General features: G+C 43.2%; 24 protein-coding genes. 12 read left to right on the top strand and 12 right to left on the bottom strand.

The window, feature by feature from the left end:
* Positions 1-36: 36 nt before the first annotated feature.
* The 6 genes from IDJ75_RS18135 to IDJ75_RS18160 all read right to left on the bottom strand — a co-directional run bounded on the left by IDJ75_RS18135 (position 37) and on the right by IDJ75_RS18160 (position 5,864).
* Positions 37-1,230 (bottom strand): hypothetical protein, encoded by a 1,194-nt coding sequence (locus IDJ75_RS18135; protein ID WP_191177062.1) that lies wholly within the window; start codon positions 1,228-1,230, stop codon positions 37-39.
* A 10-nt stretch (positions 1,231-1,240) separates the two neighbouring features.
* Positions 1,241-1,885, bottom strand: coding sequence for a hypothetical protein (locus IDJ75_RS18140; RefSeq protein WP_191177063.1), 645 nt, complete (start codon positions 1,883-1,885; stop codon positions 1,241-1,243).
* A 6-nt stretch (positions 1,886-1,891) separates the two neighbouring features.
* Positions 1,892-2,740, bottom strand: coding sequence for a type 1 glutamine amidotransferase (locus IDJ75_RS18145; protein ID WP_191177064.1), 849 nt, complete (start codon positions 2,738-2,740; stop codon positions 1,892-1,894).
* Positions 2,741-2,747: 7 nt separating this feature from the next.
* Complete coding sequence (locus tag IDJ75_RS18150; RefSeq protein WP_191177065.1) at positions 2,748-3,845, bottom strand: carboxylate-amine ligase; 1,098 nt, start codon at positions 3,843-3,845, stop codon at positions 2,748-2,750.
* A 161-nt stretch (positions 3,846-4,006) separates the two neighbouring features.
* Complete coding sequence (locus IDJ75_RS18155; protein WP_191177066.1) at positions 4,007-5,080, bottom strand: ATP-grasp domain-containing protein; 1,074 nt, start codon at positions 5,078-5,080, stop codon at positions 4,007-4,009.
* Between the two features lie 76 nt (positions 5,081-5,156).
* Entirely contained in the window at positions 5,157-5,864 is a 708-nt protein-coding gene (locus IDJ75_RS18160) for an alpha/beta fold hydrolase (protein ID WP_191177067.1), read from the bottom strand.
* A 153-nt stretch (positions 5,865-6,017) separates the two neighbouring features.
* Between IDJ75_RS18160 and IDJ75_RS18165 the strand changes: the two genes are divergently transcribed.
* The 10 genes from IDJ75_RS18165 to IDJ75_RS18210 all read left to right on the top strand — a co-directional run bounded on the left by IDJ75_RS18165 (position 6,018) and on the right by IDJ75_RS18210 (position 18,448).
* On the top strand, positions 6,018-6,806 hold the full coding sequence (locus tag IDJ75_RS18165) for an alpha/beta hydrolase (protein WP_224746663.1): 789 nt from the start codon (positions 6,018-6,020) through the stop codon (positions 6,804-6,806).
* 141 nt (positions 6,807-6,947) lie between these two features.
* The gene (locus tag IDJ75_RS18170) at positions 6,948-7,430 is read left to right on the top strand and encodes a nuclear transport factor 2 family protein (RefSeq protein WP_191177069.1); all 483 of its coding nucleotides are present in this window, start codon (positions 6,948-6,950) and stop codon (positions 7,428-7,430) included.
* A 141-nt stretch (positions 7,431-7,571) separates the two neighbouring features.
* Positions 7,572-9,383, top strand: coding sequence for a translational GTPase TypA (gene typA / locus IDJ75_RS18175; RefSeq protein ID WP_191177070.1), 1,812 nt, complete (start codon positions 7,572-7,574; stop codon positions 9,381-9,383).
* A gap of 79 nt (positions 9,384-9,462) precedes the next feature.
* Positions 9,463-10,779, top strand: a complete 1,317-nt coding sequence (locus IDJ75_RS18180) for a flippase (RefSeq protein WP_191177071.1) — start codon at positions 9,463-9,465, stop codon at positions 10,777-10,779.
* On the top strand, positions 10,776-11,429 hold the full coding sequence (locus IDJ75_RS18185) for an O-methyltransferase (RefSeq protein ID WP_191177072.1): 654 nt from the start codon (positions 10,776-10,778) through the stop codon (positions 11,427-11,429). The genes IDJ75_RS18180 and IDJ75_RS18185 overlap by 4 nt, the downstream gene beginning before the upstream one ends.
* A gap of 2 nt (positions 11,430-11,431) precedes the next feature.
* On the top strand, positions 11,432-14,974 hold the full coding sequence (locus tag IDJ75_RS18190; RefSeq protein WP_191177073.1) for a T9SS type B sorting domain-containing protein: 3,543 nt from the start codon (positions 11,432-11,434) through the stop codon (positions 14,972-14,974).
* 9 nt (positions 14,975-14,983) lie between these two features.
* Positions 14,984-15,754, top strand: coding sequence for a class I SAM-dependent methyltransferase (locus IDJ75_RS18195; protein WP_191177074.1), 771 nt, complete (start codon positions 14,984-14,986; stop codon positions 15,752-15,754).
* Positions 15,755-15,797: 43 nt separating this feature from the next.
* Positions 15,798-16,715, top strand: a complete 918-nt coding sequence (locus IDJ75_RS18200) for a glycosyltransferase family protein (protein WP_191177075.1) — start codon at positions 15,798-15,800, stop codon at positions 16,713-16,715.
* 245 nt (positions 16,716-16,960) lie between these two features.
* The gene (locus tag IDJ75_RS18205) at positions 16,961-17,203 is read left to right on the top strand and encodes a hypothetical protein (RefSeq protein WP_191177076.1); all 243 of its coding nucleotides are present in this window, start codon (positions 16,961-16,963) and stop codon (positions 17,201-17,203) included.
* Positions 17,204-17,353: 150 nt separating this feature from the next.
* On the top strand, positions 17,354-18,448 hold the full coding sequence (locus tag IDJ75_RS18210; RefSeq protein WP_191177077.1) for an AI-2E family transporter: 1,095 nt from the start codon (positions 17,354-17,356) through the stop codon (positions 18,446-18,448).
* 37 nt (positions 18,449-18,485) lie between these two features.
* Here the strand turns inward: IDJ75_RS18210 and IDJ75_RS18215 are convergent, their stop codons facing one another.
* From IDJ75_RS18215 to IDJ75_RS18230, 4 genes are read right to left on the bottom strand one after another with little or no spacing between them, the layout of a single operon-like run.
* Positions 18,486-19,421: a hypothetical protein gene (locus IDJ75_RS18215; protein WP_191177078.1), complete on the bottom strand. Its 936-nt coding sequence runs from the start codon at positions 19,419-19,421 to the stop codon at positions 18,486-18,488.
* Between the two features lie 30 nt (positions 19,422-19,451).
* A complete protein-coding gene (gene recO / locus IDJ75_RS18220; RefSeq protein ID WP_191177079.1) occupies positions 19,452-20,177 on the bottom strand; it encodes a DNA repair protein RecO in 726 nt (241 codons plus the stop codon).
* Entirely contained in the window at positions 20,167-20,532 is a 366-nt protein-coding gene (locus IDJ75_RS18225; protein ID WP_191177080.1) for a diacylglycerol kinase, read from the bottom strand. The genes recO and IDJ75_RS18225 overlap by 11 nt, the downstream gene beginning before the upstream one ends.
* Before the next feature lie 7 nt (positions 20,533-20,539).
* Entirely contained in the window at positions 20,540-20,725 is a 186-nt protein-coding gene (locus IDJ75_RS18230; RefSeq protein ID WP_191177081.1) for a hypothetical protein, read from the bottom strand.
* A gap of 103 nt (positions 20,726-20,828) precedes the next feature.
* Between IDJ75_RS18230 and IDJ75_RS18235 the strand changes: the two genes are divergently transcribed.
* Positions 20,829-21,605, top strand: coding sequence for an SDR family oxidoreductase (locus IDJ75_RS18235; protein WP_191177082.1), 777 nt, complete (start codon positions 20,829-20,831; stop codon positions 21,603-21,605).
* Here the strand turns inward: IDJ75_RS18235 and IDJ75_RS18240 are convergent.
* Both IDJ75_RS18240 and IDJ75_RS18245 read right to left on the bottom strand, forming a co-directional pair.
* Positions 21,602-21,793 (bottom strand): hypothetical protein, encoded by a 192-nt coding sequence (locus tag IDJ75_RS18240; RefSeq protein ID WP_191177083.1) that lies wholly within the window; start codon positions 21,791-21,793, stop codon positions 21,602-21,604. The genes IDJ75_RS18235 and IDJ75_RS18240 overlap by 4 nt on opposite strands.
* A 9-nt stretch (positions 21,794-21,802) precedes the next feature.
* Positions 21,803-23,350, bottom strand: coding sequence for a CotH kinase family protein (locus tag IDJ75_RS18245; RefSeq protein ID WP_191177084.1), 1,548 nt, complete (start codon positions 23,348-23,350; stop codon positions 21,803-21,805).
* A gap of 114 nt (positions 23,351-23,464) precedes the next feature.
* On the opposite strand from IDJ75_RS18245, the gene IDJ75_RS18250 reads away from it, so the two are divergent.
* On the top strand, positions 23,465-24,082 hold the full coding sequence (locus IDJ75_RS18250) for an HAD family hydrolase (protein WP_191177085.1): 618 nt from the start codon (positions 23,465-23,467) through the stop codon (positions 24,080-24,082).
* Positions 24,083-24,105 lie beyond the last annotated feature (23 nt).

The raw sequence follows: 24,105 nt of genomic DNA on the forward strand, positions 1-24,105 counted from the left end.
CGTCAGTAAGTTTATAAAGGAGTATACGTTCCCTTTTTATTTATGCATAAAGGCCACTGTGCCGCCAACCCAGTCAAAATCTTTATTATACCTAACGCCTATCATTTTACCACGGCTAAGCCTGGCAAGGTTAATGGCAAGGGTTGGTTTTGCATCGCCATCGGGCCATAGGTACAACAGGCGGATCTCTATTTTTACACCACCATCCGGCGATTCAAGGACAGGGGTATAAGCTACCTTTTCCTGCAATATCCAGTTCTCCGGGTCTTGTATCTTTTCGATGTCGCCATCCATAATATCGATGATAACCCCCTGCCCGGCAAAGCTGAAGAGTGGCTTTAAAACATAGTTCTGCAGGTCTTCCGGTATCTGCTTAACCTCATGCAAAAACTGCGTTTGTGGAATGTATTCGCCTTGTAAAAAAGGCATGGTGAACTTACTGATGCGATAAAACCAGTTTGGGTGCGCTACCCATTCCACATCAAGTGGCTGGCGGATATCTACTACTTTGTTAAATATCTCCGGGTCGCTTTCTATTTCGTCAAATATCAGGCGGTTATAAATTCTTCGGATGCGCTTCTTTTCGCCTTTGTATATGTAAAACAGCTGATTACCTTCCTGTATCAGGTCGGCAAGGGAAACAACGGGCGTGCCTATATAGCCTTGGGTGATATAAAAATCTACCGCGGTTTTTTGGTTTGGGGCATCTACATCCATTATCACCACTTCATCGGGCTCGTAAGGGCCGATAATGGTTTTACGCAATAGAGCGAGATAACTGCTTTTGCTTAAGCCGTTAAAAAAGATGGTTTGGTTGCCATGAACCTCAAACGCATGCCGGTAATTTTCGGCCAGGTGCAGCTGGAAGCCGTAAAGCGACGGGAAGCCCTGCATCTCTATCAATTTTGGAACGATGTTGCCAGCCTCATCTTTACAAACACCAAAATCTAAAGCGATGAAATGTGAGTGGTCATTCTCGTTAGCTACCCGGCATTTTTCGGGAATGGCGCGTTCGCTTTGTTGTTTAAAATCGGGTTTTAATATGGTGGCAACTATCTCATTACCGGCCTGTATCAGCTTATCCCTAAAATCATCCGTTAAAAACACGGGTGTTTCTGCAATGCGAAATTCAATCGGGTTTTTAAGTCCGGCGTTCAGGTCTACCAAAAAATCAGCATACTTTTCTTCGGTGAAGTTTTGGTTGAAGTTTGTTCTGATAGAGGGGTTCATAAGCAATAGATTAATTCTTCTTTTTAAATGATGCTAACGCTTCATTAAATCCGTCCGAATAGTCTTTTATTGTTTCTGACTTTATTTTAGGCCATTTGGCTTTATTAATACTCAAATTTTTAGATTCGGCTTTACCACCTAAACCTGCAGACATAGCATCCATTCCACTTAAATTTATCCATCGTTGATCGTAAAGTTCTTCATTACTTTCAACAAAAGTTATAACCTTTGGGATAGTTTTTTCTAAAATATCAAGATGTGCAAAAGCGTATTCATTAATGCTTGGGCCAAATAGCTGGTTGTATTGTGCTGCAGATGCTGTTTTGTCGGTGCATCTGTTTACATCATACCTGGCCCTTAGTTGTGCCAGGTAAAACCAATAAATGGCATCGTCTTTTTTGTTTTGTTGAAAAAGAGCATAAGATAAAGCATATATAACGGGTGGGATATATACGTTCGGATTTTTTTGAACGGAATCAATTAGGCTTTGCTTTTTAATGGAGCTTTCACTCATTAGTTGCCCCATGATTTTACTATCCCTGTCCGTATTTATTTCTTTATATATGCCTTTTGGCTCAACCTGGTGATTTTCGACATTTTGCGATTTAACCGACACGGCACAAAACAACAATAAAATGCCAATAATTACTTTCATAACAAGTTAGGATAGGTTGCTGTAATACTCCTGATATTTCAAAATCGCCTCATCCAAAAAATTAGGAATGATTGTATTTTGCGTGTGCACTATTTTATCGGGATCTTCTAATCGTTCCAGCATTTCGCGGTATTTGCCTTCGCCGTGCTCGGCTATTACTTCGTCTTTTTTATCCTCGCGCAGCAGCATGTTTTTTATGCCTGATGCATCTGCCTCGGGGTGAAACTGCGTAGCGAAAAAGTATTCGTTGAAACGGATGGCCATCACAGCGCGGGGCAGGTTAACATGGGGGCGCTCTTTTTCAAGTGCCAATATTTCCATTCCCAGTTCGGCAAACCGCTCTGTGTTTGGATTGATCACCTGCCAGCTGCGCGAATCCACCGTATAAAACGGATCGACAAGGCCTTCAAATACGGGCTCGTTACGGCCTGCTTCGGTTAAATGCACCGGTAATATGCCGAACGACGGCGAACGCCTCAGGTTAATATCGCCAAGATTGTATTTGCGGCACATCAGTTGGAACGAGTGGCATACAAAAAAAACATGCTTTTTCTGCGTGCCCTCTTTTTTATTGTGTGCTTCCAGTTTATCCATCAGGCGGAAATATTTCTTCTCCCACTCGGTGCCCTCACTATCCAGCGGGCTGCCCGGCCCGCCGCTTGATATGTACACATCAAAGCCGGTATCGGGTACCTGGCCTTTTAGGCGTACATCAAAAATTTGGTAACTTAATTCAAGGCCATGCTGCGCCTTGTAACGGTCCAGTATATCCCGGAAACCCCGCATCCCTTCGTTAGCCACACCCTCGTACAGGTCTAATATGGCTACTCTCACTTCCGGTTTATCTGTGCTCATTTCTCTCTTATATTCCCTTTAAAGTTTGTGATGTAATGTAGTCTACCACATCTACAAAGTTATTACTTTGATTGTAAACGGCCAGCTGCCTGTCGGCACCGGTTCCGTTTTCTAAAATTTTGTGTACGTATTGCAGGTCGTCGCGGCAGCCCAGGTCGTCAACTACATCGTCAATAAAGTCCAGCAGTTCCAGTATCAGCGCGCGGGTATTTACTTCAAGCTCCTTGCCAAAGTCTATCATTTTACCATCTATGCCATAACGGGCGGCACGCCATTTATTCTCGTTAATAAGTGCCCGGTTATAGGTAATAAACTTCATGTTGCTTTGGCGCAGTTTATACAGCTTGGCGCAGATACACTGAAACAATGCCACAAAGGTCATGGTTTCATCAATCAGCATAGGGCAATCGCACACGCGGAACTCGATAGTTTCAAAGAATGGATGCACCCGCAAATCCCACCATATCTTTTTGGCGTTATCAATACAGTTGGTTTTTACCAGCAGTTTAATATACCTGTCGTAATCTTCAATGCTGTCAAAATAATCGGGGATGCCCGTTCTGGGGAACTTATCAAATACTTTTGTACGGAACGATTTATAACCCGTGTTACGCCCTTCCCAAAAAGGCGAATTGGTTGATAATGCGTATACGTGCGGCAAAAAGTACCGGGCCTGGTTGGCAATATGTATCGCCATGTCGCGCGATTGAATGCCCACATGCACGTGCAACCCAAAAATAAGGTTTGAGCGTGCGGCCTCCTGTAGTTCGTCTACTATTTCAAAATATCTGGGATGGTCTGTTATTAGCTGGTGCTGCCAGTGCGAGAAGGGGTGCGTACCTGCCGCGCCAATGCGCAGGCCAATATCGCCTGCCAGCTGGGCTACGGTGGTGCGCAGTTTACCTACTTCCTTGCGGGCTTCTTCGGTATTGCGGCAAATGTGGGTGCCCACCTCCACAACTGCCTGGTGCATTTCGGCCTTTACCTGGTCTTCATGGATCTTCTGCGCGCTGTCGACAATTTTCTGATCGTGCGATTGTAACTCCCTGGTTACGGGGTCAATCACCATAAATTCTTCTTCAACACCTAAGGTGAACTCGTTCATAATTGGTTAGGGGTTATTGGTTATTTTCTTCGTCGTAGTAAACTCACCCCGACCACGCTTTGCTGGTCGACCCTCTCTGCTTCGCAAAGAGGGTTAGCTGCAATTTGTTTCCAAAAACCCCTCTTTGCGAAGCAGAGAGGGGGCAGGGGGTGAGTCAACCACTATTTCTTCGCCGCCTTCTTAGGGGCTGCCGGTTTCTTTTTGGGTTTTGCTTCTTCTGTAATGGCGTGGTCAACTGTGCCCGCGCTAACATCTGCTTTGGCAGCTTTTGCCGAAGCAGCCACAAGTGGCTTGCCTGCTGCGCCGGTTTTTACAAACTCGCCCCAGGTTAGGTTGTCTTTATCATCTTTTTGTGCTTTGGCGCGTTCTATGGCATAGCTGGCAGCGGTTTCTACCACCCATTCAAAGTTATCCTGCCCAACGCTGGTAACTTCGGCATCAGGGGCGGGGTTGCAAAAATCAATAGCGTAAGGGATGCCATCGCGTACGGCAAACTCCACGGTATTAAAATCATAACCGAGGTACTGGTTTAGCTGCAAAACATATTTAGTGATGGTATCCAGCATTTTTTTTGATGCAGGCGCTTTGCCATGCTCATAACGCAGATGGTGCGGGTTGCGCGGCTCGTATTGCATAATACGCACGTGCTTGCCGCCAATGCAATAACAGCGGAAATAATCATCAAAAATAATTTCTTCCTGAAGTAGCATTACCAGTTGCCTGGTTTCGGCGAATTTCTCCCACAGGTCGTCCTTGTCGCTAATTTTGTAAACATCGCGCCAGCCGCCGCCGTCAAAGGGTTTCATGTATGCCGGGAAACCTACGTAATCAAATATCGCGTCCCAATCTAAAGGGAAGGCCAGGTTACGGAACGAGCGGTCGGTGGTGCTGTCCGGGTGATCTTTTGATGGCAGCAACACTGTTTTAGGTACCGGTACACCCAGTTTAACGGCTAAAGCGTTATTGAAAAATTTCTCGTCGGCGCTCCACCAGAATGGGTTATTAATAACCGCTGTACCTGTAATGGCAGCGTTTTTTAACGATGCGCGGTAAAACGGTACATCCTGCGAAATACGGTCTACAATTACCGAGTAGCCCAATGGTTCGCCCTGCATCATTTTATCAATGCGTACAAATTCGGCTTTAATGTTTTTTTCACTCTTTTCGTTTATCCTGTCAACAAATGCCTGCGGGAATGAATTTTCCTGACCGAATAAGATGCCTATTTTTTTCATTTTAATGTTTTTATAGTGTAGTTGGTTATGTCTTGTTTTTCTTTTGTCCTGATTCCTGAATCTTAACTTCTTGATTCTACTTTATCGTGCTTAAATAATGCGGGAACATTTCCTTCCAAATCGGCCAGTCATGATTGGCAAACGGGCGGATATCCAGCCAATGGTTAATGTTTTTTTGGTTCAGAATGTTTGACATCCGGATATTATAATCCTTACACATATCATGCTCTGAAGTGCCCAGTATAATATTCATCTGCCAAAGCTCGGGCTTATTGCTGCCGGGCAAAAAATCTACCGGGTTGTTATAAAATATATCGTCGTTATAAAAGCCGTCGGTAAACATGGTTATATCAAAAGCGCTGCCCATGGTAAACAGGTGGGCTACCATTTCGGGGTGTTTAAATGCGAAATTTGCAGCGTGGTAGCCGCCAAAGCTGCAACCGGCAACGGCTACTTTGCCAACGCCGGTTTCGTGCATAGCCCAGGGCGCAAGCTCTTCTACCAACATCTTATCATACCAGGCGTAGTTGCGGGCGCGGTCGGCAGGGTGGATGCCTTTGTCGTACCAGCTGCGGTCGTCAATAGTATCGGGGCAATAGATCTTCACCAGGCCTTCGTCTACAAACCAGCGCACGCTATCGATCAGCCCAAAATCTTTATTTTGGTGGTAACGGCCATTGGTAGTAGGGAAAAGAATAACCGGGAAACCCCTGTCGCCAAAAACCAGCATTTCAAGGTCGAGGTTTAAATTTGGGGAGTGCCAGCGGTGGTATTGCTCAGTCAAGTTGTTGTGTTTAAGATGGTAATATAGCAGGATTGCGTGTAAATGTCAACACCGTGCCAAATAATTCTGTTTTGATTATTAAATAAAAGTATAAGCTTACTTTTGTACCCTTAATTAGTTTTTAATACCATGTACTACAGTACAGACACTGAAATGAAGATAGCAGAACAGGAACTCACCATAACATCAAAAGTACTTGGCCGTGAGGTTACCTGCACTTTGCTTATGCCCGAAGACGGCGCTGTAGCAGAGCCCCTTAATTTACTTTTACTGAACGATGGCCAGGAGCTTGAAAACCTTAAACTGGCTGATACCCTGGAAAATTTATACGAACGTAACTGCCTTAAGCCTTTACTCACCGTTGCTATACACGCAGGCGAAGACCGCATACAGGAATACGGCATTGCCGGCAAACCTGATTTTAAAAAGCGTGGTGCTAAGGCCGACCTCTACACCAAATTTATTAAAACCGAACTGTTGCCGTTTATCTACGAGCATACCGGTATTGATGATTTTGAAACCACCGCATTCGCGGGATTTTCGCTTGGTGGTTTAAGCGCCATGGATATTGCCTGGAATAACCCGGAGCTATTTAATAAAGTAGGCGCGTTCTCTGCCTCGTTTTGGTGGAGGGGTAAAGATTTGGCCAAAGGCTATACCAATGACGACCGCCTGATGCACAGCCTTATTAAAAACACCACCGGCAAACCCGAACTTAAATTCTGGCTGCAAACCGGCACCAAAGATGAAACCGCTGACCGTAACAAAAATGGTATTATAGATTCTATCGACGATACCATCGATATCATCAAAGAACTGCTTGCCAAAGGCTATGAGCGCCCGGCGGATATCCAATACCTGGAAATGCTTGGCGGTACGCACGATACGGAGACTTGGGGCAAAGCCATGCCTAAATTTTTACAATGGGCATTTGGGAAGTAAGGTTACATGTAGCGCCAAATCCGAACACAGGTTGTATCGATAACGAACGTTGGATATTTTAGGTTGATTTTAAGGTGTTGATTTTTAGTATATTGCGAAGTGGTATAGAACTGGCAATGCCCTTTGTACTAAAATATTATCATGAAAAAAAATCGTGCGTCAATATTTCTGGCGTTAATTACCGGTATAGTTATTTCGGCAACAGCATCGGCCCAAAACAAAGATGCGTATACCTATAAACCCGAATCTATAGAATTGTACAACAAGATCCTGCATATGGATAGCGTTTATTTTAACGCGTACAATACCTGCGATATGGATAAACAGGCAGCAATTTACGCCGATAGCATTGAATTTTACCACGATAAAGGCGGGCTGATGACCTCAAAGCAAGCCCTGTTGGATGCCATCAAGAAAAATATATGCGGCAAGGTTACCCGGGTACTGGTTAAGGGAAGCGTAGAGGTTTATCCGATCGCCGGATTTGGAGCGGTGGAAATCGGACTTCACCGGTTTGTTAACCACGCTGAAAGCGAAACTCCCTCAAAGCCCGATAAGTTTATTGTGATATGGCGGTTAAGAAACGATAAGTGGCAGATAACGCGGGTTGTGAGCCTGCATTAATGCATTATCAAGCCGCTTTTAATAATCTCTATCCCATTCCCTAACAATTAAGTAATAATCAGTTAATTGTAAAATGGTGGTTCCTCTTTCAAATGCCAATTGTAAAGCGTATCTTTGCGCCAAATTTAGAGGCCGCATTTCATGCAAAAAATAAGAAATATTGCGATTATCGCACACGTTGACCACGGTAAAACCACTTTGGTTGACAAAATTTTACACAGTTGCTCTATCTTCAGAGATAACGAGCAAACTGGTGAATTAATTCTGGATAATAATGACCTGGAACGTGAACGTGGTATTACCATCGTTTCAAAAAACGTTTCGGTAATGTACAAAGATGTTAAGATCAACATTATTGATACCCCTGGTCACGCCGATTTTGGTGGTGAGGTAGAGCGTGTATTGAAAATGGCTGATGGCGTTCTTTTACTTTGCGATGCTTTTGAAGGCGCTATGCCTCAAACACGCTTTGTAACCCAAAAAGCTTTGGCACTGGGCTTAAAGCCAATTGTGGTTGTAAACAAAGTAGATAAAGAAAACTGCCGCCCCGAAGAAGTTTACGAGCAGATTTTTGAATTGTTCTTTAACCTTGAGGCTACCGAAGACCAACTGGATTTCCCGGTTATCTACGGTTCGTCAAAACAAGGTTGGATGAGCACCGACTATAAACAACCTACTGATAATATCTTCCCGTTGATGGATGCAATTCTGGAGAATATCCCGCCGGCACCTATCAATGAAGGTACACTGCAAATGCAGATCACCTCGTTAGATTACTCATCTTTCGTAGGCCGTATCGCTATTGGCCGTGTTGCCCGTGGTACTATCAAAGAAAACATGCCGGTATCGTTGGTAAAACGCGATGGTACTATCCAAAAATCGCGTATCAAAGAACTTTACACCTTCGAAGGCTTGGGTAAGGTTAAGGCTACATCTGTTAACGCAGGCGATATTTGTGCTGTTGTAGGTATTGATGGTTTTGATATTGGCGATACCATCGCTGATTTTGAAAAACCGGAGCAATTGGAAGTTATCCATATTGACGAGCCTACCATGAACATGTTGTTCACCATCAACACTTCACCGTTTTTTGGTAAGGAAGGCAAGTTTGTAACCTCACGCCACCTGCGCGACCGTTTGTACAAAGAAATGGAGAAAAACCTGGCGCTTAAGGTTGTTGAAACCGAATCGCCTGATTCATACCTGGTATACGGCCGTGGTATCCTCCATTTATCAGTATTGATCGAGACTATGCGTCGCGAAGGATACGAATTACAGGTAGGCCAGCCGCAGGTTATTGTTAAAGAAATTGACGGTGTTAAATGCGAGCCGGTTGAAACCCTTATAGTTGATGTGCCGGGTGATGTTGCAGGTAAAGTTATTGAACTGGTAACACAGCGCAAAGGCGACCTGCTTGTAATGGAGCCAAAAGGCGATTTACAACACCTTGAGTTTGATATCCCATCTCGTGGTATCATCGGTTTACGTAACAACGTATTAACCGCTACAGGTGGCGAGGCTATTATGGCACACCGCTTTAAAGCATACGAGCCATGGAAAGGCCAGATACCGGGCCGCTCAAACGGTGTATTGGTATCTATGGATACCGGTAAAACCACTGCCTTTGCTATTGATAAGCTGCAGGATCGTGGCAGGTTCCACATTGATCCGGGAGTTGATATTTACGAAGGACAGGTACTGGGCGAGCACATCCGCGATAACGACTTGGTTATTAACTTAACCAAAGGCAAGCAGTTAACCAACATGCGTGCATCTGGTAGCGATACCAACGTGCGTATTGCGCCTGCTATTAAATTCTCGTTAGAAGAATCGATGGAGTATATCCAGGCTGATGAATACATTGAGGTAACCCCGCAAAGCATCCGTCTGCGTAAGATCTATCTGAACGAGAATGAACGTAGAATTAACGCTAAAAAGTTCCAGAGCCAGTAATAGGTAACTTTCTAATATTAAAAGAGCCCTCGGTTTAATTACAGAGGGCTCTTTGCTTTTTATATATTTGCAATATAATATGCGCATACCCAGCATCCCCGGATTTGATAAAGAGGCTTTAGAGAAGTATTTTAAGAATACGGGTATGGCGTTTGTTGGCAAAGTTGGCAGCCTGTTTATAAAAATGCTGGTAAGCATCTATGTTGCCCGGTATTTAAGTAAAGCCAATTTAGGTATTATTACCGGGGGCATAACTTACATTTATCTGTTTTCGGCATTAGCCACCCTCGGGCTCGACCAGTTTATTGTTAAAGAATTGCACCAGTTCCCCCAAAACCGCGACCGGATTTTGGGCACATCCTTTTGGATGAAGGTTTTTGCAGGTATGGGCTGTATCCCGCTGATATGGGTGGCATACCAAATATACCCTGCGCACGGTACACCGTACAGCTATGTACTTATATTTTCTATCATTGGCATTGTACAGGCCTTTAATGTGATCGATTCGTACTTCCAGTCGGAGGTGAAATCAAAGTACATTATGCAGGTGCAGATTGCCGGTACGCTATTATCTGCAGGAATAAAGCTGGTGTTAATTTACCTGGAAATGCCGCTTATAGCTTTTGTATATGCTTACGCGTTAGATTTTGTACTGTTAGCAGCCGGTTATTATATCACTTATAACCGCAAAGGCCGTAATATATTTAACTGGTCCTATAATAGCGAACTGGCTAAAAAGTTGTTGCATTACTCATGGCCGTTAATTATATCAGGTATAATGGTTTCGTTATACATGAAGATAGACCAATTGATGGTTCAGAATATTGCAGGTGTTGAAGAGGCGGGAGCCTACGCTACGGTAGCAACCTTAAGCGAGGCCTGGAACTTTATACCTACAGTTATTATCACTACACTTTTCCCGGCTATACTAAATGCCCGGCGGGATGATCTCAACAGATATAAAAAACGAATCCAGAACCTGTACGACCTGATGGTATATCTGAGCCTCCCGGCTGCAATTATTATTACCTTTACTTCGCATTTAATATATAAGGTTTATACCCCCGTATATGCTTACGCGGCGCCTGTATTATCAGTTCATATATGGTCGGGCGTATTTGTGTTTTTGGGAGCGGCCAGCAGCCAGTATTTAATAGCTGAGGGGTATGTAAAACTTACTTTTATCCGTACCGGATTTGGTGCGATAGTAAATATATTGCTTAACCTTATCCTTATACCTAAAATGGGGATGATGGGGGCAGCTATCGCTACGTTAATTGCTTATGCCAGTTCGGCATTTTTTGTGTTGCTTATTCCAAAAGTTAGTAACCAGGGGGTAATGATGTTAAAATCATTATTCTTAATTTCACTTTTTCAAAAAATCATAAAGCGTTGAGTACATTTTCATCACTAATAAAAGTATTAACAAACCCATCGCATTTGCGTGCGCTGCTTTCTTTCGATAAAAAAGGCTACCTGGCCGATGTAGGCTGGTTTAAGGCATTTGATACCAGATCGCCGGTTGACGAAAATGGCAGCCCTATACCATGGGTAACTTACTCTTTTATTGATTTTATAAAACGCAGGCTTACTAAAGAGCATACCGTTTTTGAGTTTGGATCGGGCAACTCTACTTATTTTTACGCCAAATACGCTGGCGTAGTGGTGTCTGTAGAACATGATAAGGAGTGGTTTGATAAGATAGAAAAATCGGCCGCCAAACCCGATAACTCTGAACTGATCTACTGCGAACTGATACGCGATGGCGATTATTGCCGTATGCCCGTTAAACTGGAAGAGAAGTTTGATATTATTATTGTGGACGGCCGCGACAGGGTGAATTGCTGCAAGCAGGGTATTGAAGCTCTATCGCCAAACGGTGTAATGGTGCTTGATGATTCTGAACGCAATGAATATAAAGAAGGTGTAGACTTTTTATTGAGCAGGGGCTTTAAACATTTACTCTTTAGCGGTATTTCGCCGGGATTGTTTTACCGTAAATCAACTTCGGTATTTTATAAAACGGATAACTGCTTAGGTATTTAAATATGCCATTAAAAAGGTTTGCATTAATGCTGCTGCTTGTTATGGTAGCAACTGCTTATCAAAATAGTTTAGCGGGGAGAATTCGCCATATAAAATCTAATAAGCCTGTTTTAACAGATTCAATTTTATCAGTTAAGAATCAATACCAGTTATCCGTAATTAGGGATAGGGCTAAAAAAGCTTTTGCAGGTAATTGTTATGATATTAACTGGGCAACCTGGAGTACTTTTTCTGATGTAAGCAGCACAACAGGTTCTATTATTGATGCTGATGGCAGCCAGATCGGAATTACCATGTCTGCTAATTATACTTTTGGCTCAACACCATCTATATATACATTTTCAAGATTCAGTGGATATCCGGCAAGCATTCCAAATACCACAGTACCTAAAACAACATGGTCGGCAGGTACGGGTGGGTCTACCGATATGTGTTTTTCCAAAAAAGTTACCAATCCGGTTTTATTGTTATCATCATTAGGCAGTACTCAACCAACCAGTTCGCAACTAAAATTTTCTATTCCGTATGTAGTCCTTTATGATGGTGGTGGGATGGTTTACAACGATAGTAAAACGATAACCGGCACTGAAGGTTATGCTATTATTATGTTCCCCGGAGATTTTAATTGTGTTAACATTCAGTCAAATACTCCCGAGAACTATACAAACCTTACCTGGGGTATAAGGCCGCAACCGTTTGCCGTTACCATAACAGATAATAGCAGTACTTGCGGTAGTACTAAGGTTACAGCGAGCGGCGGTGTATCCTATCATTGGGATGGAGGCGACACGCCAAACCAGGCAACCAATACTTTTCATCAAAGTGGCAATTATTTAGTGACCGTAACCAATGCCAGTGGTTGTGTAACCAGTGCATCTAAAACTATTGTTGTAAGTACAACAATAGCGCCTGTTATATCAGCATTTAGTATACCCCAGCAAAGTGCCCCGGCAATTTTAGATGCTGTAAATAAAAAAATCACTATAACAATGCCTTATGGTACAGATTTAACGACATTGCGCCCGATAGTAACTATCCCGGCAAATACTACTGTAAGCCCGGCATCAGGTGCTGTTGTTAATTTTATAAACCCGGTTAATTATACGATAACTAATAGTTGCGCCCAGGTTAGTTATATGGTAACAGTAAAAATAGATAATACTATACCTGTAACTCAAAGATTAGCCTGCCCCGCTGATGCTGTTTTATTAAACGGCGATGTGTTGGCAACACCCCCCAATAACTATGCATGGCAGGTTATACAGGCAGGGGTTTGGGTTAATGCGGCAGGTACAATCAATCAGGCCAATTACACAGCAACTGCACCTGCAAATTTAACGGGATCCAATATTATGCTGGATTATCGCAGGGCTGTAACTAAAGGGGGGAGTACTGTTTACGATTCTTATTACAGGCTTACAGTTACGCCCTCTACCGACCAGAATACCATTACGGTAGACAGGCAGGTTGCTTGTGGAACAGTTACTAAATTATATAATTTTACAGGGAATAGGCCTATTGGGTATACGGCATTAACCAGATACCAGTGGCAAACAAGTGCCGATGGCGTTAACTGGCAGGACGAGGCAAATGTTACTGGCGAATCATGGGGCTTAAACGCACAGATAACAGCAAAAACCTGGTTTAGGCGTGTTAGCGTTACGGGGCTTTGCAAGGCATATAGTAATGTGATAAATATAGATCATATACCCGGCCCTGGTCCGGCTACAGTTGGCCCCCCTGTTACCTTGTGTAATGTTACGGAGTACACACTAACGGGGAATATCCCGGCTGCTGATGAAACGGGTTCCTGGTCGGTAATTTCGACTACAGGATATAATCCTTTTACCCCGGCAAATATTCACGACCCGCACGCGCACATTACCGCCCTGCCGTTAAATTCTACGTTTGATTTTATCTGGACGCTTTCTAAGGCGTCCTGCGATCAAATTTATAGCGCTACGGTCACCATAACAAACGGGGTTACCAGTACCATTACAGATTTTTTTGTGCCGGAGCAGGATGCCCCCACGGTGATTGATCAATTAAACCATACTATAACCTTAAGCGTATCGCCAAAGGTTGACAGGAGCCATCTGATGGGGTTGGTTACAGTAGATAATGGTACAGTTAGCCCGTCATCTGGCACTACACAAGATTTTACCGGCGTAGTAAACTATCGCTTAACCAACCAGTGCAGTTTTGTTGATTATAAAGTAACCATAAACCAGGCAACCCCCACCATAATACATATTTGCCAAAACGAAAACAATGTATTATTACCTGCAGTCGGGGCATCAGGGGCAACCTATCAATGGGAAAGATACCAGGGGGGCGTATGGCAACCCGCTGCCGGCAATAATACCGGTGCAGATTATATTGCGGCTTTTACCGGCAGCCCATCGGTTACCGCAATTGATAGTTATCGCCGTAAAACAACCGCAGGGGGAGTAATTACCTACCAGTTTTATTATGATGTGTATTTTGATCCCTCTGTAAGCAATAATCAGGTAGCTGCCGATAATATTTTAATATGTCAGGGTGGTACACAATTGGTAAATTTAACGGGCAATATAGCATCTTCCGCGGGCGGCAATGTAACCTACCAGTGGAGGGTAAGTACAGATAATGCCAATTGGCAAAGTATTGATAACGCTACCCAAAAAGATTACCACTTTGTTTTTAGCGATGTACTTACTAAGTATTATTCAAGAGTGGCAACATTTGGCGGATGCAGCGTAGTCAGTAATATTATACGGGTAGATTATGCAGGCAATGTAACCACCGCCGATGCCGGCATGGCTCAATCAATATGCAGCCAGGCCCAGTTAACGCTTAATGCAAATATGCCTAAGCCTTTTGAGGTTGGTACCTGGAGCGTAGTTAACCCCGCAGAATACAATCCGTTTAATAGTGGGAACCTGCACAACCCCAATGCGGTGATCAGCGACCTTCCGTATGATGTCAACATTATATTGAAGTGGAGGATTGAGCAAACTGCATGTGGCCTATCATCCGAAAATATGGTTACCGTGCGCAATTACAGCCAGCCTGTTGTAAGTGCCGGTAGTAGTGTGACTATTGACAGAGGCACAAGCACTGTTTTAAACGGCAGCGTTAGTGCAGGGAATTATACGTATGTATGGTCGCCGGCAACAGGTCTCAATGATCCCGGTGTTTTGCACCCGGTAGCATCACCCGGCGAAACTACAGTGTACACGCTAACGGCGAAGAACGGCCTCGACTGTATACAACAGGCTACTGTAAAAGTTATAGTGAACAATGAATTAGGCATCCCAAGTACAATTACGCCAAATGATGATAGCATCAATGACACCTGGACGATAAAAAATATTGATGACCATGCCGCCGAAGTACAGATATTTGACAGGGCCGGCCGGCAGGTTTTTTACTCAAAAGGGTACGGCAAAAAATGGGATGCAACATACAACGGTAAAAAATTACCTGCAGCGGTTTATTATTATATTATCCGTTTAAATGATATTAAAGTAATAAAAAAAGGTTGGGTAACAGTTATTTATTAATATTGCAACATGCAAAAATTGCAAACAAGCGATAACATAAAAACAGCATACGATGAGTTTTATAAAACTCATGACGAAGCCTGGCGCATGTTGGGTGCCAAGTATAAAGCACAGCACATTGTTGATGTTTGTAAAGGGCAATTGTTTAAAAAGGTGCTGGAAGTTGGTGCAGGCGATGGGAGTATTTTGCAAAAACTATCCGACTATAGTTTTGCCCCCGAATACCATGCAGTAGAGATATCTGACAGCGGGGTTGCGCACATTAAATCCCGTAATATAAAAAACCTGGTATCGGTACAGGAGTTTGATGGATATAAACTGCCTTTTGAGGATAATAGCTTCGATCTGATCATCCTGTCGCATGTGTTGGAGCATGTAGAACATGAGCGCCTGCTGCTGCGCGAAATTAAGCGTGTAGGCACGAATTTTGTAATAGAGGTACCCATAGATTATAAAACTAACGTAGATAAGCGTATAAAGCATTTCCTGGCGTATGGCCACATCAATATGTACACGCCAACCTCACTCAGGTATTTATTGCAAACAGAAGGGTTTCGGATCGAAAAAGATCTTACCTCCATCATAGGGCCCGAGGTTACCCGTTTTAACACTTTTATCAACCAAAAAAAGCCAAAAACTTTTATTAATAAGTTTAAGATACTTGCAGCTTTTGTAGTAAAAAATACATTAGTTGAACTGAGCGATAAATTTAAAGAGAAGCTTGCCAATGCTTACACGGTATTATGTATCAAAACAGATAAACAAGCCGATATATTTTAATTAGTAAAGTAATCACTAATTCATTAACTCAATAAATAACTAATTGCCTACACCAGCACCCATAGCCCTATTTGTTTATAACCGGCCTTACCATACCGGCCAAACGCTCAGTTATTTGCAAAAAAACTTGCTTGCCGCGCAAACCGACCTGTTTATTTTTAGCGACGGGCCTAAAACAGATGCCGATAAAGCAAGTGTTGATGCTGTACGGCAATTAGCCAACCAGGTAACCGGGTTTAAAACCGTACAGGTTATTGCGCGCGAACAAAATATGGGGCTTGCCAATTCTATTATAAGCGGTGTTACACAACTGGTTAGTGAGTATGGTAAGGTAATTGTATTTGAAGACGACCTGGTATCTTCACCCTACACACTGCAGTATTTTAATGATGCCCTGGCTCATTATGCCGATACAGAGCATGTAATGCATATCAGTGCCTATATGTTCCCGCTGCAGGATAATACGCTGCCCGAAACCTTCTTTTTTAGAGCTGCATTTAGTTGGGGCTGGGCCACATGGGCACGTGCCTGGAAAAATTTTGAGCCTGATGTTGATGTTTTGATGGCCCGGTTTGATGCGGATAAAATTCACCAGTTCTCTATTGAGGGTACCATGAACTTCTGGAAACAGATGCAGGATTTTAAAGCCCGTAAAAATAATTCGTGGGCTATACGCTGGTACGCATCTGTTTTTTTGAACAATGGGTTAACCCTAAATCCGGCTCAATCGCTTATTCACAACATTGGGCATGATGGTACCGGCGTACATTCAAACATTGAGGATACCTATGGCGTACAGGTAGCGCAGCAAGCCGTTAAGTATTTTCCGGATGTATTACAGGAAAATAAACCTGCTTATAATGCTATTAAATACTTCTTAAAAAATCGTAAAGGGAACCTTTTACAGCGGGGGCTGCGCTTTGCTAAACAGTTGACGTTGAAATATCTGCCCACTAAATAGCGTGTTATTAACATTTAAACCAAATTTTATAGCGTTGTTGAAAAATATTTATTATAAAATATTGTCTACTTAGTATATAGATATTATATTTGGTCAATTATTATATATCCTACCCAACCAATTGTTCTTTATGATATAATGAGGTCAGTAAAAACATAAAAAGAGGAAACCGCTGGTTTTCTCTTTTTTGCTTTATGAAACATTGGTGCGTTCTTTGGTGTTATACCTAAAAAAAGAACTAAACCATGATAGACGAGAAAGACACCTCCCCAGCTGCCAAAGACGGCAAATACGAATTCGATATTCATTACTCGGGCCGCGAAGTACCCTGTACGGTGGTTAAAGAGCAAGACAAAATTACCGTTTGCATTGAAGATAATATAAAGGCCGAGCTTACTGTGCAGGCCGATGGCAATTTGATACAAACCGGTGGAAACGATATGCCCGAATCAGCTATAGATTACATCAAGAAACGCATATTTGGATGATCAGTAGTTTTTAAATAAACTTTAAAGACCTGCACAAGGTGCGCTAAGATTTTAAGCAAGCCGGCTAATATCTGTTAATGTTAAGCCGGTAAGCTAAACCATGGTGCACCTTGTGCTTTTAATTTAAGCCGTTAATCAATTTGCATTTTAATGACACCTACTTACCTTAACCAAACCCTGCGTATCCTGCTGTTGTTCGTTCTTGTTTTTGGTATTCTATACCTGGCCTCGGCAGTGCTTATACCACTTACTTTTGGGGTGGTGCTATCTATGCTGCTTTTACCTGTATGCCACTGGCTGCAAAGCAAAGGTATAAGTAACGGGTTTGCATCTGTTTTAAGCGTAATGGCTTTACTGGTTGTAATAGGCGGGCTTATAACCTTATTGCAATACCAGCTAAGCGACTTGGTGGAAGACCTCTCTAAAATTGAGGAACGGGTAAATTCCATCGTTGGTAGCGTTAAGGATTATGTAAAACAACACTTCGGCATTTCGCACCGCGAACAGCAAAAGATCATTAAAGAACAGCAGGGCAGTACCATGGGTAAAGCAGCCGGTATGGTTACTATGCTGATAGGTTCATTTGCCGGTATTTTGGTAGATGCTATACTGGTGCTGGTGTACACCTTTTTGTTTATCTATTACAGGGCGCATTTCAAAAAGTTCATCCTCCGTTTATTTAAGCCCGAGAGCCGTAAGGAAACCGAAGTTGTTTTGGATGATGCAGGAAAGGTAACCCAGAACTATTTAGGTGGCCTGGGCCTCATGATAGTAATGCTTTGGATAATGTATGGTATTGGTTTTACCATTGCCGGGGTGAACAATGCGTTGTTCTTTGCTGTGCTTTGTGGTATACTGGAGCTGGTGCCTTTTGCCGGGAATATTACGGGCACATCCATTACGGTTTTAATGGCGCTTGCGCAAAGCGGCGATACCCGGGTGGTGATAGGTGTACTGATCACCTATGGGCTGGTACAGTTAATACAAACCTACCTGCTTGAGCCATTGGTTGTGGGCGACAGGCTAAACATCAATCCGTTATTCACTATCCTTATCATCGTAGTAGGCGAGGCCGTATGGGGTATACCCGGTATGATACTGGCCGTGCCGCTGTTGGGCATATTTAAAATTGTATGCGACCATTTTGAACCCCTACACGATTACGCCTTTTTAATAGGGCCACCCAAAGAAAAAAAAGGCGAAGAGGGTAATTTTATTACACGGATATTTAAGAAGAGCAAATAGTTATATTCATTAATAAGCTTTCTTATCCCAATAGCAATTACTTAGCTGCCTTAATTCCTTTTACGTTTACAGATATGATGCTGGCGTGTTTCATGCCCAATGTTTGGCCGGGCACGGTAGTTAAAAACAGCTTTAAATAGGTGTTCATAATAGCCGTTGATACTTTTATAAAGTTCTTTTCGGCTGCATCATCGCCCAAAAAGGCTATTAATGGTTTATTATAATGCCAGGTGCCTGCCGAGTCTATTGTTGCCTCGAACGGGTAGTAAAAATCCTGGTAAGCTTTATGGATAACTATATTATATACCGGGTTTAAATAATCATCGTCTGTACTGTACTTATTATCAAGAAGGCTGGGTTTTGCCTTTACCTTATCAACCGCAACATTCGGGTTTTTACTGATGAGTTGCACCGGTTGCCAGGCTGCGAATGCTTTTTTGAAATCGGTATTAGCTTTGTTCACCATGCCACGCACAAAAGCAGTATCCTGTTTACTGGGGCGTTGTAAAACTGAGGCATCGGTGTGTAATTTGTTTTTAATGAAGTTTTCCGAATAAAGCTTCATGGTTACGCGCGATTTTTTAAGATCCACTGAATCGCCCTCGGTTTCAAGTAATGAAAAAACCAGGCTGTCCTTACTCATTACCTTCATTTTTAAAAACGCGTGGGCAATGTTAAAAACAGAATCGGTACCTAAAGCCAGCGGGAAATTAAAAAACTTGTTTTTTACAGGGCTGTACAGCGCAGCCGAATCTGCCGATACAAAGCGCAGCTTCCAATCGGGCACCAGCCTAAACCCATATTCATTAAAGGTTAGCCCGTTATTTTGCTTGCGCGATACCTCTATAAAGGTAATGCCTTCTACGCTTTTGAACGATATTTTTGTTTTATCCTTTTCTTTGGGGCCGCAGCCTGCAAGTATAACAGATATAAAAAGTACAATTATAAGTTTTAATGTCAGATGCTTATTCACGTGGTCAAGTTACTAATTATTTGTAAAAATTTACCCCAAAACCTCTTCCAATACCTCGTGCGAACGGATATTGCCAAAACCCTCGATGTGCATGGCGTAATATTCCAACAGTTTGTTAATCAGGTAACGGCGTTCATCGTTACTTAGTTTTACCTCATCAATATTGCCAAAGCTGCTTTGTAGCAAGGTGTAAAAGTTTTTGGTGTGTGGTGGCGAGAGGTAACTCACGCTATCTGGCTTATACTTGCTGAACACGCCGTTCTTCATATCAAAAAAGTCGGCCTCGGCCATTAGGCCGCCATGCGGGTAGAACCCCAGGTATCGCGTTAGCTGGGTTAAAAACAACAGGTGGAAGTTGGCCAGTCCGCGGGTTTTATGGTCAAGCAGTTCAATGGCGTTAAATATAAAATCAAATATGGCTTCATCCGGCGTTTGCTGTTTTACAGCTTTATACAATACTTCGTTCAGGAACATAGCTATGCAGCTTTTAATCACATCATAAGGGATGCTTTGCAGTGTGGGCGTGTTCTTTAACTCGGAGATGCGCTGCACGTTGCCATTGCTTTTGTGGTAAACCACCATATCAACCAAATGCAGGGGCTGCAGCATGTTGCGGCTTATTTTTGCCTTGGGCTTTCTTGCGCCGTTGATGATATACGATTGCAGGCCGAACTTTTCGGTAAAGATCTGCACCACCACGCTGCTCTCACTGTAGTCGGTAGTTTTGAATACAATGCCACGGGTTTTATGCAGCATGGAATAGCAGTAATAGTTTTGGTAAAAAAATGATGGCGCCTGTTAGCAATGTAAATATTGCCATGATTAATACAGCCGCTGCGCTGATGTCTTTTACATGCCCGGCCAGCTTATTATAGTCGGGCGATACCAGGTCTACAAGGGCTTCAATGCCGGTGTTAAATAATTCCATCACCAGCACAAGGGCAATACACAGGGTTATCCAATGCCATTCGGCAGTGCTTATGTTAAGGTAAAAGCCAAGCGCTATGGCTATTAAAGCCACACTTACCTGTATCCTGAAGTTTTGCTGCGTTGTAAAGGCAAACCTTAGGCCTTTAAGCGCGTAGCCAACACTCAGGATAAATTTTTTCATGCGATTTTTAGCGTTTTTTGAAATTTTGAACGAGTAACATTATAAAACTGATGCATCCTGCAAGGGCAAAACCTGCCGACCCGCCGTTCATAAAGTCCTGAATTTTACCGGGGCTCACAAACAACTCGGCCGATGCAAATAATATAAGTGCTATGCCCAGCAATAAATAAGTACGGGCAACCTGGTTTTTCATATTGGTATAGTAATTTTAAATTAAGCAGTAGGCCTGTTAACGTACTACAAATATATTTTATTTATGTTAGCAACGGAGTGTTATAAGCCGCACCGTAATAAAAATGGATCTGAAACTAACTAACAAAGTGGCCATTGTACTGGCAGCAAGCAAAGGTTTAGGTAAAGCCATTGCAATAGCATTATCTGCCGAAGGCGCGAAGGTTATTATAGGCTCGCGCGATGAAGAAGCATTGACCCAAACCGCTGCAGAAATAAAGCAGCTTACCGGTAACGATGTGATAGCCCTGCCTGTTGATGTGGCAAATGCCGCGCAGGTGACAGAATTTATAACCAAGGCTGCCAATGCCTTTGGCCGGATAGATATATTACTGAATAATGCAGGCGGCCCGCCCTTTGATAAGTTTGAAAATTTTGACGACGAGCAATGGCAAAAAGCCTTTGACTTGAATTTGCTGAGTATGGCGCGCGCAAGTCGTTTAATATTGCCGCACCTGCAAAAAACAGGCAGCGGGCGTATCATTAATATCATCAGCGGGTCGGTAAAATCGGTGCTGGCAAACTCGGTACTATCCACCGCTATGCGGATGGGTGTGGTGGGGATGGCTAAGTTAATGGCCGATGAATTTGGGCCTTACAATATCACCGTGAACAATGTAGCACCCGGGCTTATCCTTACCGACCGTATTAAACATACTCTACCGGCAGATGTTGATTACGATGATGCCATCAAGCAAAAGGCAAAAGCTATCCCGTTGGGCCGTATTGGTAAACCCGAGGAGTTGGCAGCGTTGGTAACCTTCCTGGCATCAGAGCAGGCTGCCTACATAAGCGGGCAAACTATACAGGTTGATGGCGGCGCGGGCCGAAATATATATTAAGGTTTTTTATTGGCCAGTCTTTTCTTCTTCATCACGCGGAAACCAATAGCAAGCAGGCAGCCAATAACAGCGCCTATTAAAACACTGCCCCACTGCTCGTTTTCGGCCCCAACAGCAAACAGGCTAAATATCGCAAACAGGATGATAAGCACACCAGCAAATATTACCACATAAATTTTCCAATTCATAAGGCAAACTTACAAATTAGTATCCAGCCAAGCCACACGCAGTGTAAGCCATTGTTTTAGTTGAGCTACTTCTCTTGGATAAGTACCCAATACCACGGGGTTTGGCCAAACATACTGGCCTAAAATATTCCATTTAGTAAAATTCTCTTTTGCAGGCAGGGTTAAATAAACCTGGGTATCATCAATGCTTTTATACATAGCAGGGATGCCATTTGCTTTTAAATACTCCCAGCGTGCTTTAACCTTAGCGGCAAAAGCCGGGTCCTGAAACAGGCGGTTAAACCATGGGCCGGTGCGCACCCACCAACCGGTTGGGTTAGTGGCATCACTGTAATCAACATTGCCTGCACCCAGGTCAAAATCCCAGGCAGGGCCCATGCCCAGTTTTCCATTGCGGTCTTTATAATAATACATGCTGCTAAAGTTGGCAGCGTCCTGGTTCTTAAATAGCTCATTTACCAAAAACCAGTTAATAAACGAGTCGGTGTTGATGTATTTGGCGTAGCCGTTAACAGGGTCGGCAAAGTTTGCCCCAAAAATGGCGTTCTCTGTATCCTGTATATAAGTTTTAATATAATCTATCTGGGCCGGGCTTGCATTATCCGGCGATTTTATGGTGAAAGGTATATTGGCCGCCGTACGGAACCAATTTGTTTCATCTAAACGTTGGTCAAGTTCCAGTAAATACCCTCCCGTAAGTGCAGCGCCGCTATTATCACTGGCTTTCATTTCGGTAATATTTACACGGTCGGCGTTCACCTCAACCTGTTCGGTAAGCAGGTAGGTGCCTACGTATTGGCCGTTCATTACCACCTCTACAAATATGCCATGGGGTGTAAAGTCGCCGTTAAGGCTTTGGGCTACACCATCGGCAATATAATTGCGCATCAGGGTTTTATCAGAGTAGTTGGCAAGCAATACCCAGTTTTTTGCTGATGCCAAACCCAGTAGTTTAGCTTTTGAATTAAATTTTAAACGGTATGGTTTTTTGGGCATATCCCAGGTGGAATTACCACGGCCTTTTATTTGCAGGGCAATATCGTTAGTAGTTTGTTCAAATAAGCCGTTAGTGTTTACCTTTAAACTACCGGTAACATAATCATCTTTAGAAACTACCGGGCCCGATGTGGTAATATTAAATATAGGCAGGCCGGTAAAGTTGTAAATGCTTACCGTGTAGTTTTTACTTACACCCTTACTATCAGTTATAGTATAAGTTGCCGGCTTGGTAAAATCATTAACCGTAACACCGCTAACCTGGGTAACGTCGCCAATTTTTACGGTTGATGCCGCATCCCTTACTTTAAAGGTGAGTACAAAGCTATGGCTCTCGGTTGTGCCCGGAGTGTAACCTTTTAGGTTAGTGCCATCGGCGGTTAATGCAACATCTGCAGTTATCTTACCCGTATTATTTTTTGCTTCTAACTTAACCTCGGTAAACTCAGGGCCGGTAACTACAACAACCGGCGGTACAACCGGCGGGGTAACTACATTTTTATCTTTTTTACAGGCAAACAGTAATAGAATTAAACACAGGCAGGTAAGGGTTTTTTTCATGCAGATATACAATTGGTTATGCAATATATTAAAAAAAGGTTAACACAGCGTTAACAACCTGTTGACTTACCTATTACAAAAGTATTCCACGGTTTATTTATACTTGCAGCCATAATGGATCAGGAAACTTCAACTCAAAAATATAAGGCTTTAACCAAGCTTTCTACCGGCGATTTTAAGGCATTTTTATACGACTGCGACGGCACCCTTGCCGATAATATGGGTGCCCATAAACAAAGTTATATCCGCGTAGCTGCCGATGATGGCATAGCCATAGAAGGCGATATTATTGACGAATTTGCAGGCCTGCCAATCCTGAATGTTGTTGGTGAAATAAACAAACGCTACAACACTACTTTTGAGCCGGTTGATTTTGCCGCCCGCAAGCATAAGATATTTTTTAGCGAATATATTGAGCAAACCCAGCCTATTGATTACGTGGTGAACCACCTGAAAAATCATGCGGGTAAAGTGCGTATTGGCGTGGTATCCGGCGGTAGCCGCACTTCTGTTGAAAAGACCCTGCAGGTTTTAGGCATCCTCCACCTGGTTGAGGTATTAATATGCGCCGGCGAAACCACCCATGGTAAACCCTATGCCGATCCATTTTTGGCTGCTGCCAAACAGCTTGGGGTAGACCCACGCCAGTGCCTTGTTTTTGAAGATGGCGATCCTGGTGTACAAGCCGCCGAAGCGGCCGGCATGCAATGGGTACGGATAGATAAAGTATAATGTTGTAAGTTTATACCTTACAA

This window comes from Mucilaginibacter rigui (assembly GCF_014773275.1).
GTDB classification, from domain to species: Bacteria; Bacteroidota; Bacteroidia; order Sphingobacteriales; family Sphingobacteriaceae; genus Mucilaginibacter; species Mucilaginibacter rigui_A.

What these genes read in the sequence shown, in the direction of transcription:
- IDJ75_RS18135 (WP_191177062.1), bottom strand. Translation starts at nt 1,230, where the DNA reads ATGAACCCCTCTATCAGAACAAACTTCAACCAAAACTTCACCGAAGAA.
- IDJ75_RS18140 (WP_191177063.1), bottom strand. Translation starts at nt 1,885, where the DNA reads ATGAAAGTAATTATTGGCATTTTATTGTTGTTTTGTGCCGTGTCGGTT.
- IDJ75_RS18145 (WP_191177064.1), bottom strand. Translation starts at nt 2,740, where the DNA reads ATGAGCACAGATAAACCGGAAGTGAGAGTAGCCATATTAGACCTGTAC.
- IDJ75_RS18150 (WP_191177065.1), bottom strand. Translation starts at nt 3,845, where the DNA reads ATGAACGAGTTCACCTTAGGTGTTGAAGAAGAATTTATGGTGATTGAC.
- IDJ75_RS18155 (WP_191177066.1), bottom strand. Translation starts at nt 5,080, where the DNA reads ATGAAAAAAATAGGCATCTTATTCGGTCAGGAAAATTCATTCCCGCAG.
- IDJ75_RS18165 (WP_224746663.1), top strand. Translation starts at nt 6,018, where the DNA reads ATGAAGATAGCAGAACAGGAACTCACCATAACATCAAAAGTACTTGGC.
- IDJ75_RS18170 (WP_191177069.1), top strand. Translation starts at nt 6,948, where the DNA reads ATGAAAAAAAATCGTGCGTCAATATTTCTGGCGTTAATTACCGGTATA.
- typA (WP_191177070.1), top strand. Translation starts at nt 7,572, where the DNA reads ATGCAAAAAATAAGAAATATTGCGATTATCGCACACGTTGACCACGGT.
- IDJ75_RS18180 (WP_191177071.1), top strand. Translation starts at nt 9,463, where the DNA reads ATGCGCATACCCAGCATCCCCGGATTTGATAAAGAGGCTTTAGAGAAG.
- IDJ75_RS18190 (WP_191177073.1), top strand. Translation starts at nt 11,432, where the DNA reads ATGCCATTAAAAAGGTTTGCATTAATGCTGCTGCTTGTTATGGTAGCA.
- IDJ75_RS18195 (WP_191177074.1), top strand. Translation starts at nt 14,984, where the DNA reads ATGCAAAAATTGCAAACAAGCGATAACATAAAAACAGCATACGATGAG.
- IDJ75_RS18205 (WP_191177076.1), top strand. Translation starts at nt 16,961, where the DNA reads ATGATAGACGAGAAAGACACCTCCCCAGCTGCCAAAGACGGCAAATAC.
- IDJ75_RS18210 (WP_191177077.1), top strand. Translation starts at nt 17,354, where the DNA reads ATGACACCTACTTACCTTAACCAAACCCTGCGTATCCTGCTGTTGTTC.
- recO (WP_191177079.1), bottom strand. Translation starts at nt 20,177, where the DNA reads ATGCTGCATAAAACCCGTGGCATTGTATTCAAAACTACCGACTACAGT.
- IDJ75_RS18225 (WP_191177080.1), bottom strand. Translation starts at nt 20,532, where the DNA reads ATGAAAAAATTTATCCTGAGTGTTGGCTACGCGCTTAAAGGCCTAAGG.
- IDJ75_RS18230 (WP_191177081.1), bottom strand. Translation starts at nt 20,725, where the DNA reads ATGAAAAACCAGGTTGCCCGTACTTATTTATTGCTGGGCATAGCACTT.
- IDJ75_RS18235 (WP_191177082.1), top strand. Translation starts at nt 20,829, where the DNA reads ATGGATCTGAAACTAACTAACAAAGTGGCCATTGTACTGGCAGCAAGC.
- IDJ75_RS18240 (WP_191177083.1), bottom strand. Translation starts at nt 21,793, where the DNA reads ATGAATTGGAAAATTTATGTGGTAATATTTGCTGGTGTGCTTATCATC.
- IDJ75_RS18245 (WP_191177084.1), bottom strand. Translation starts at nt 23,350, where the DNA reads ATGAAAAAAACCCTTACCTGCCTGTGTTTAATTCTATTACTGTTTGCC.
- IDJ75_RS18250 (WP_191177085.1), top strand. Translation starts at nt 23,465, where the DNA reads ATGGATCAGGAAACTTCAACTCAAAAATATAAGGCTTTAACCAAGCTT.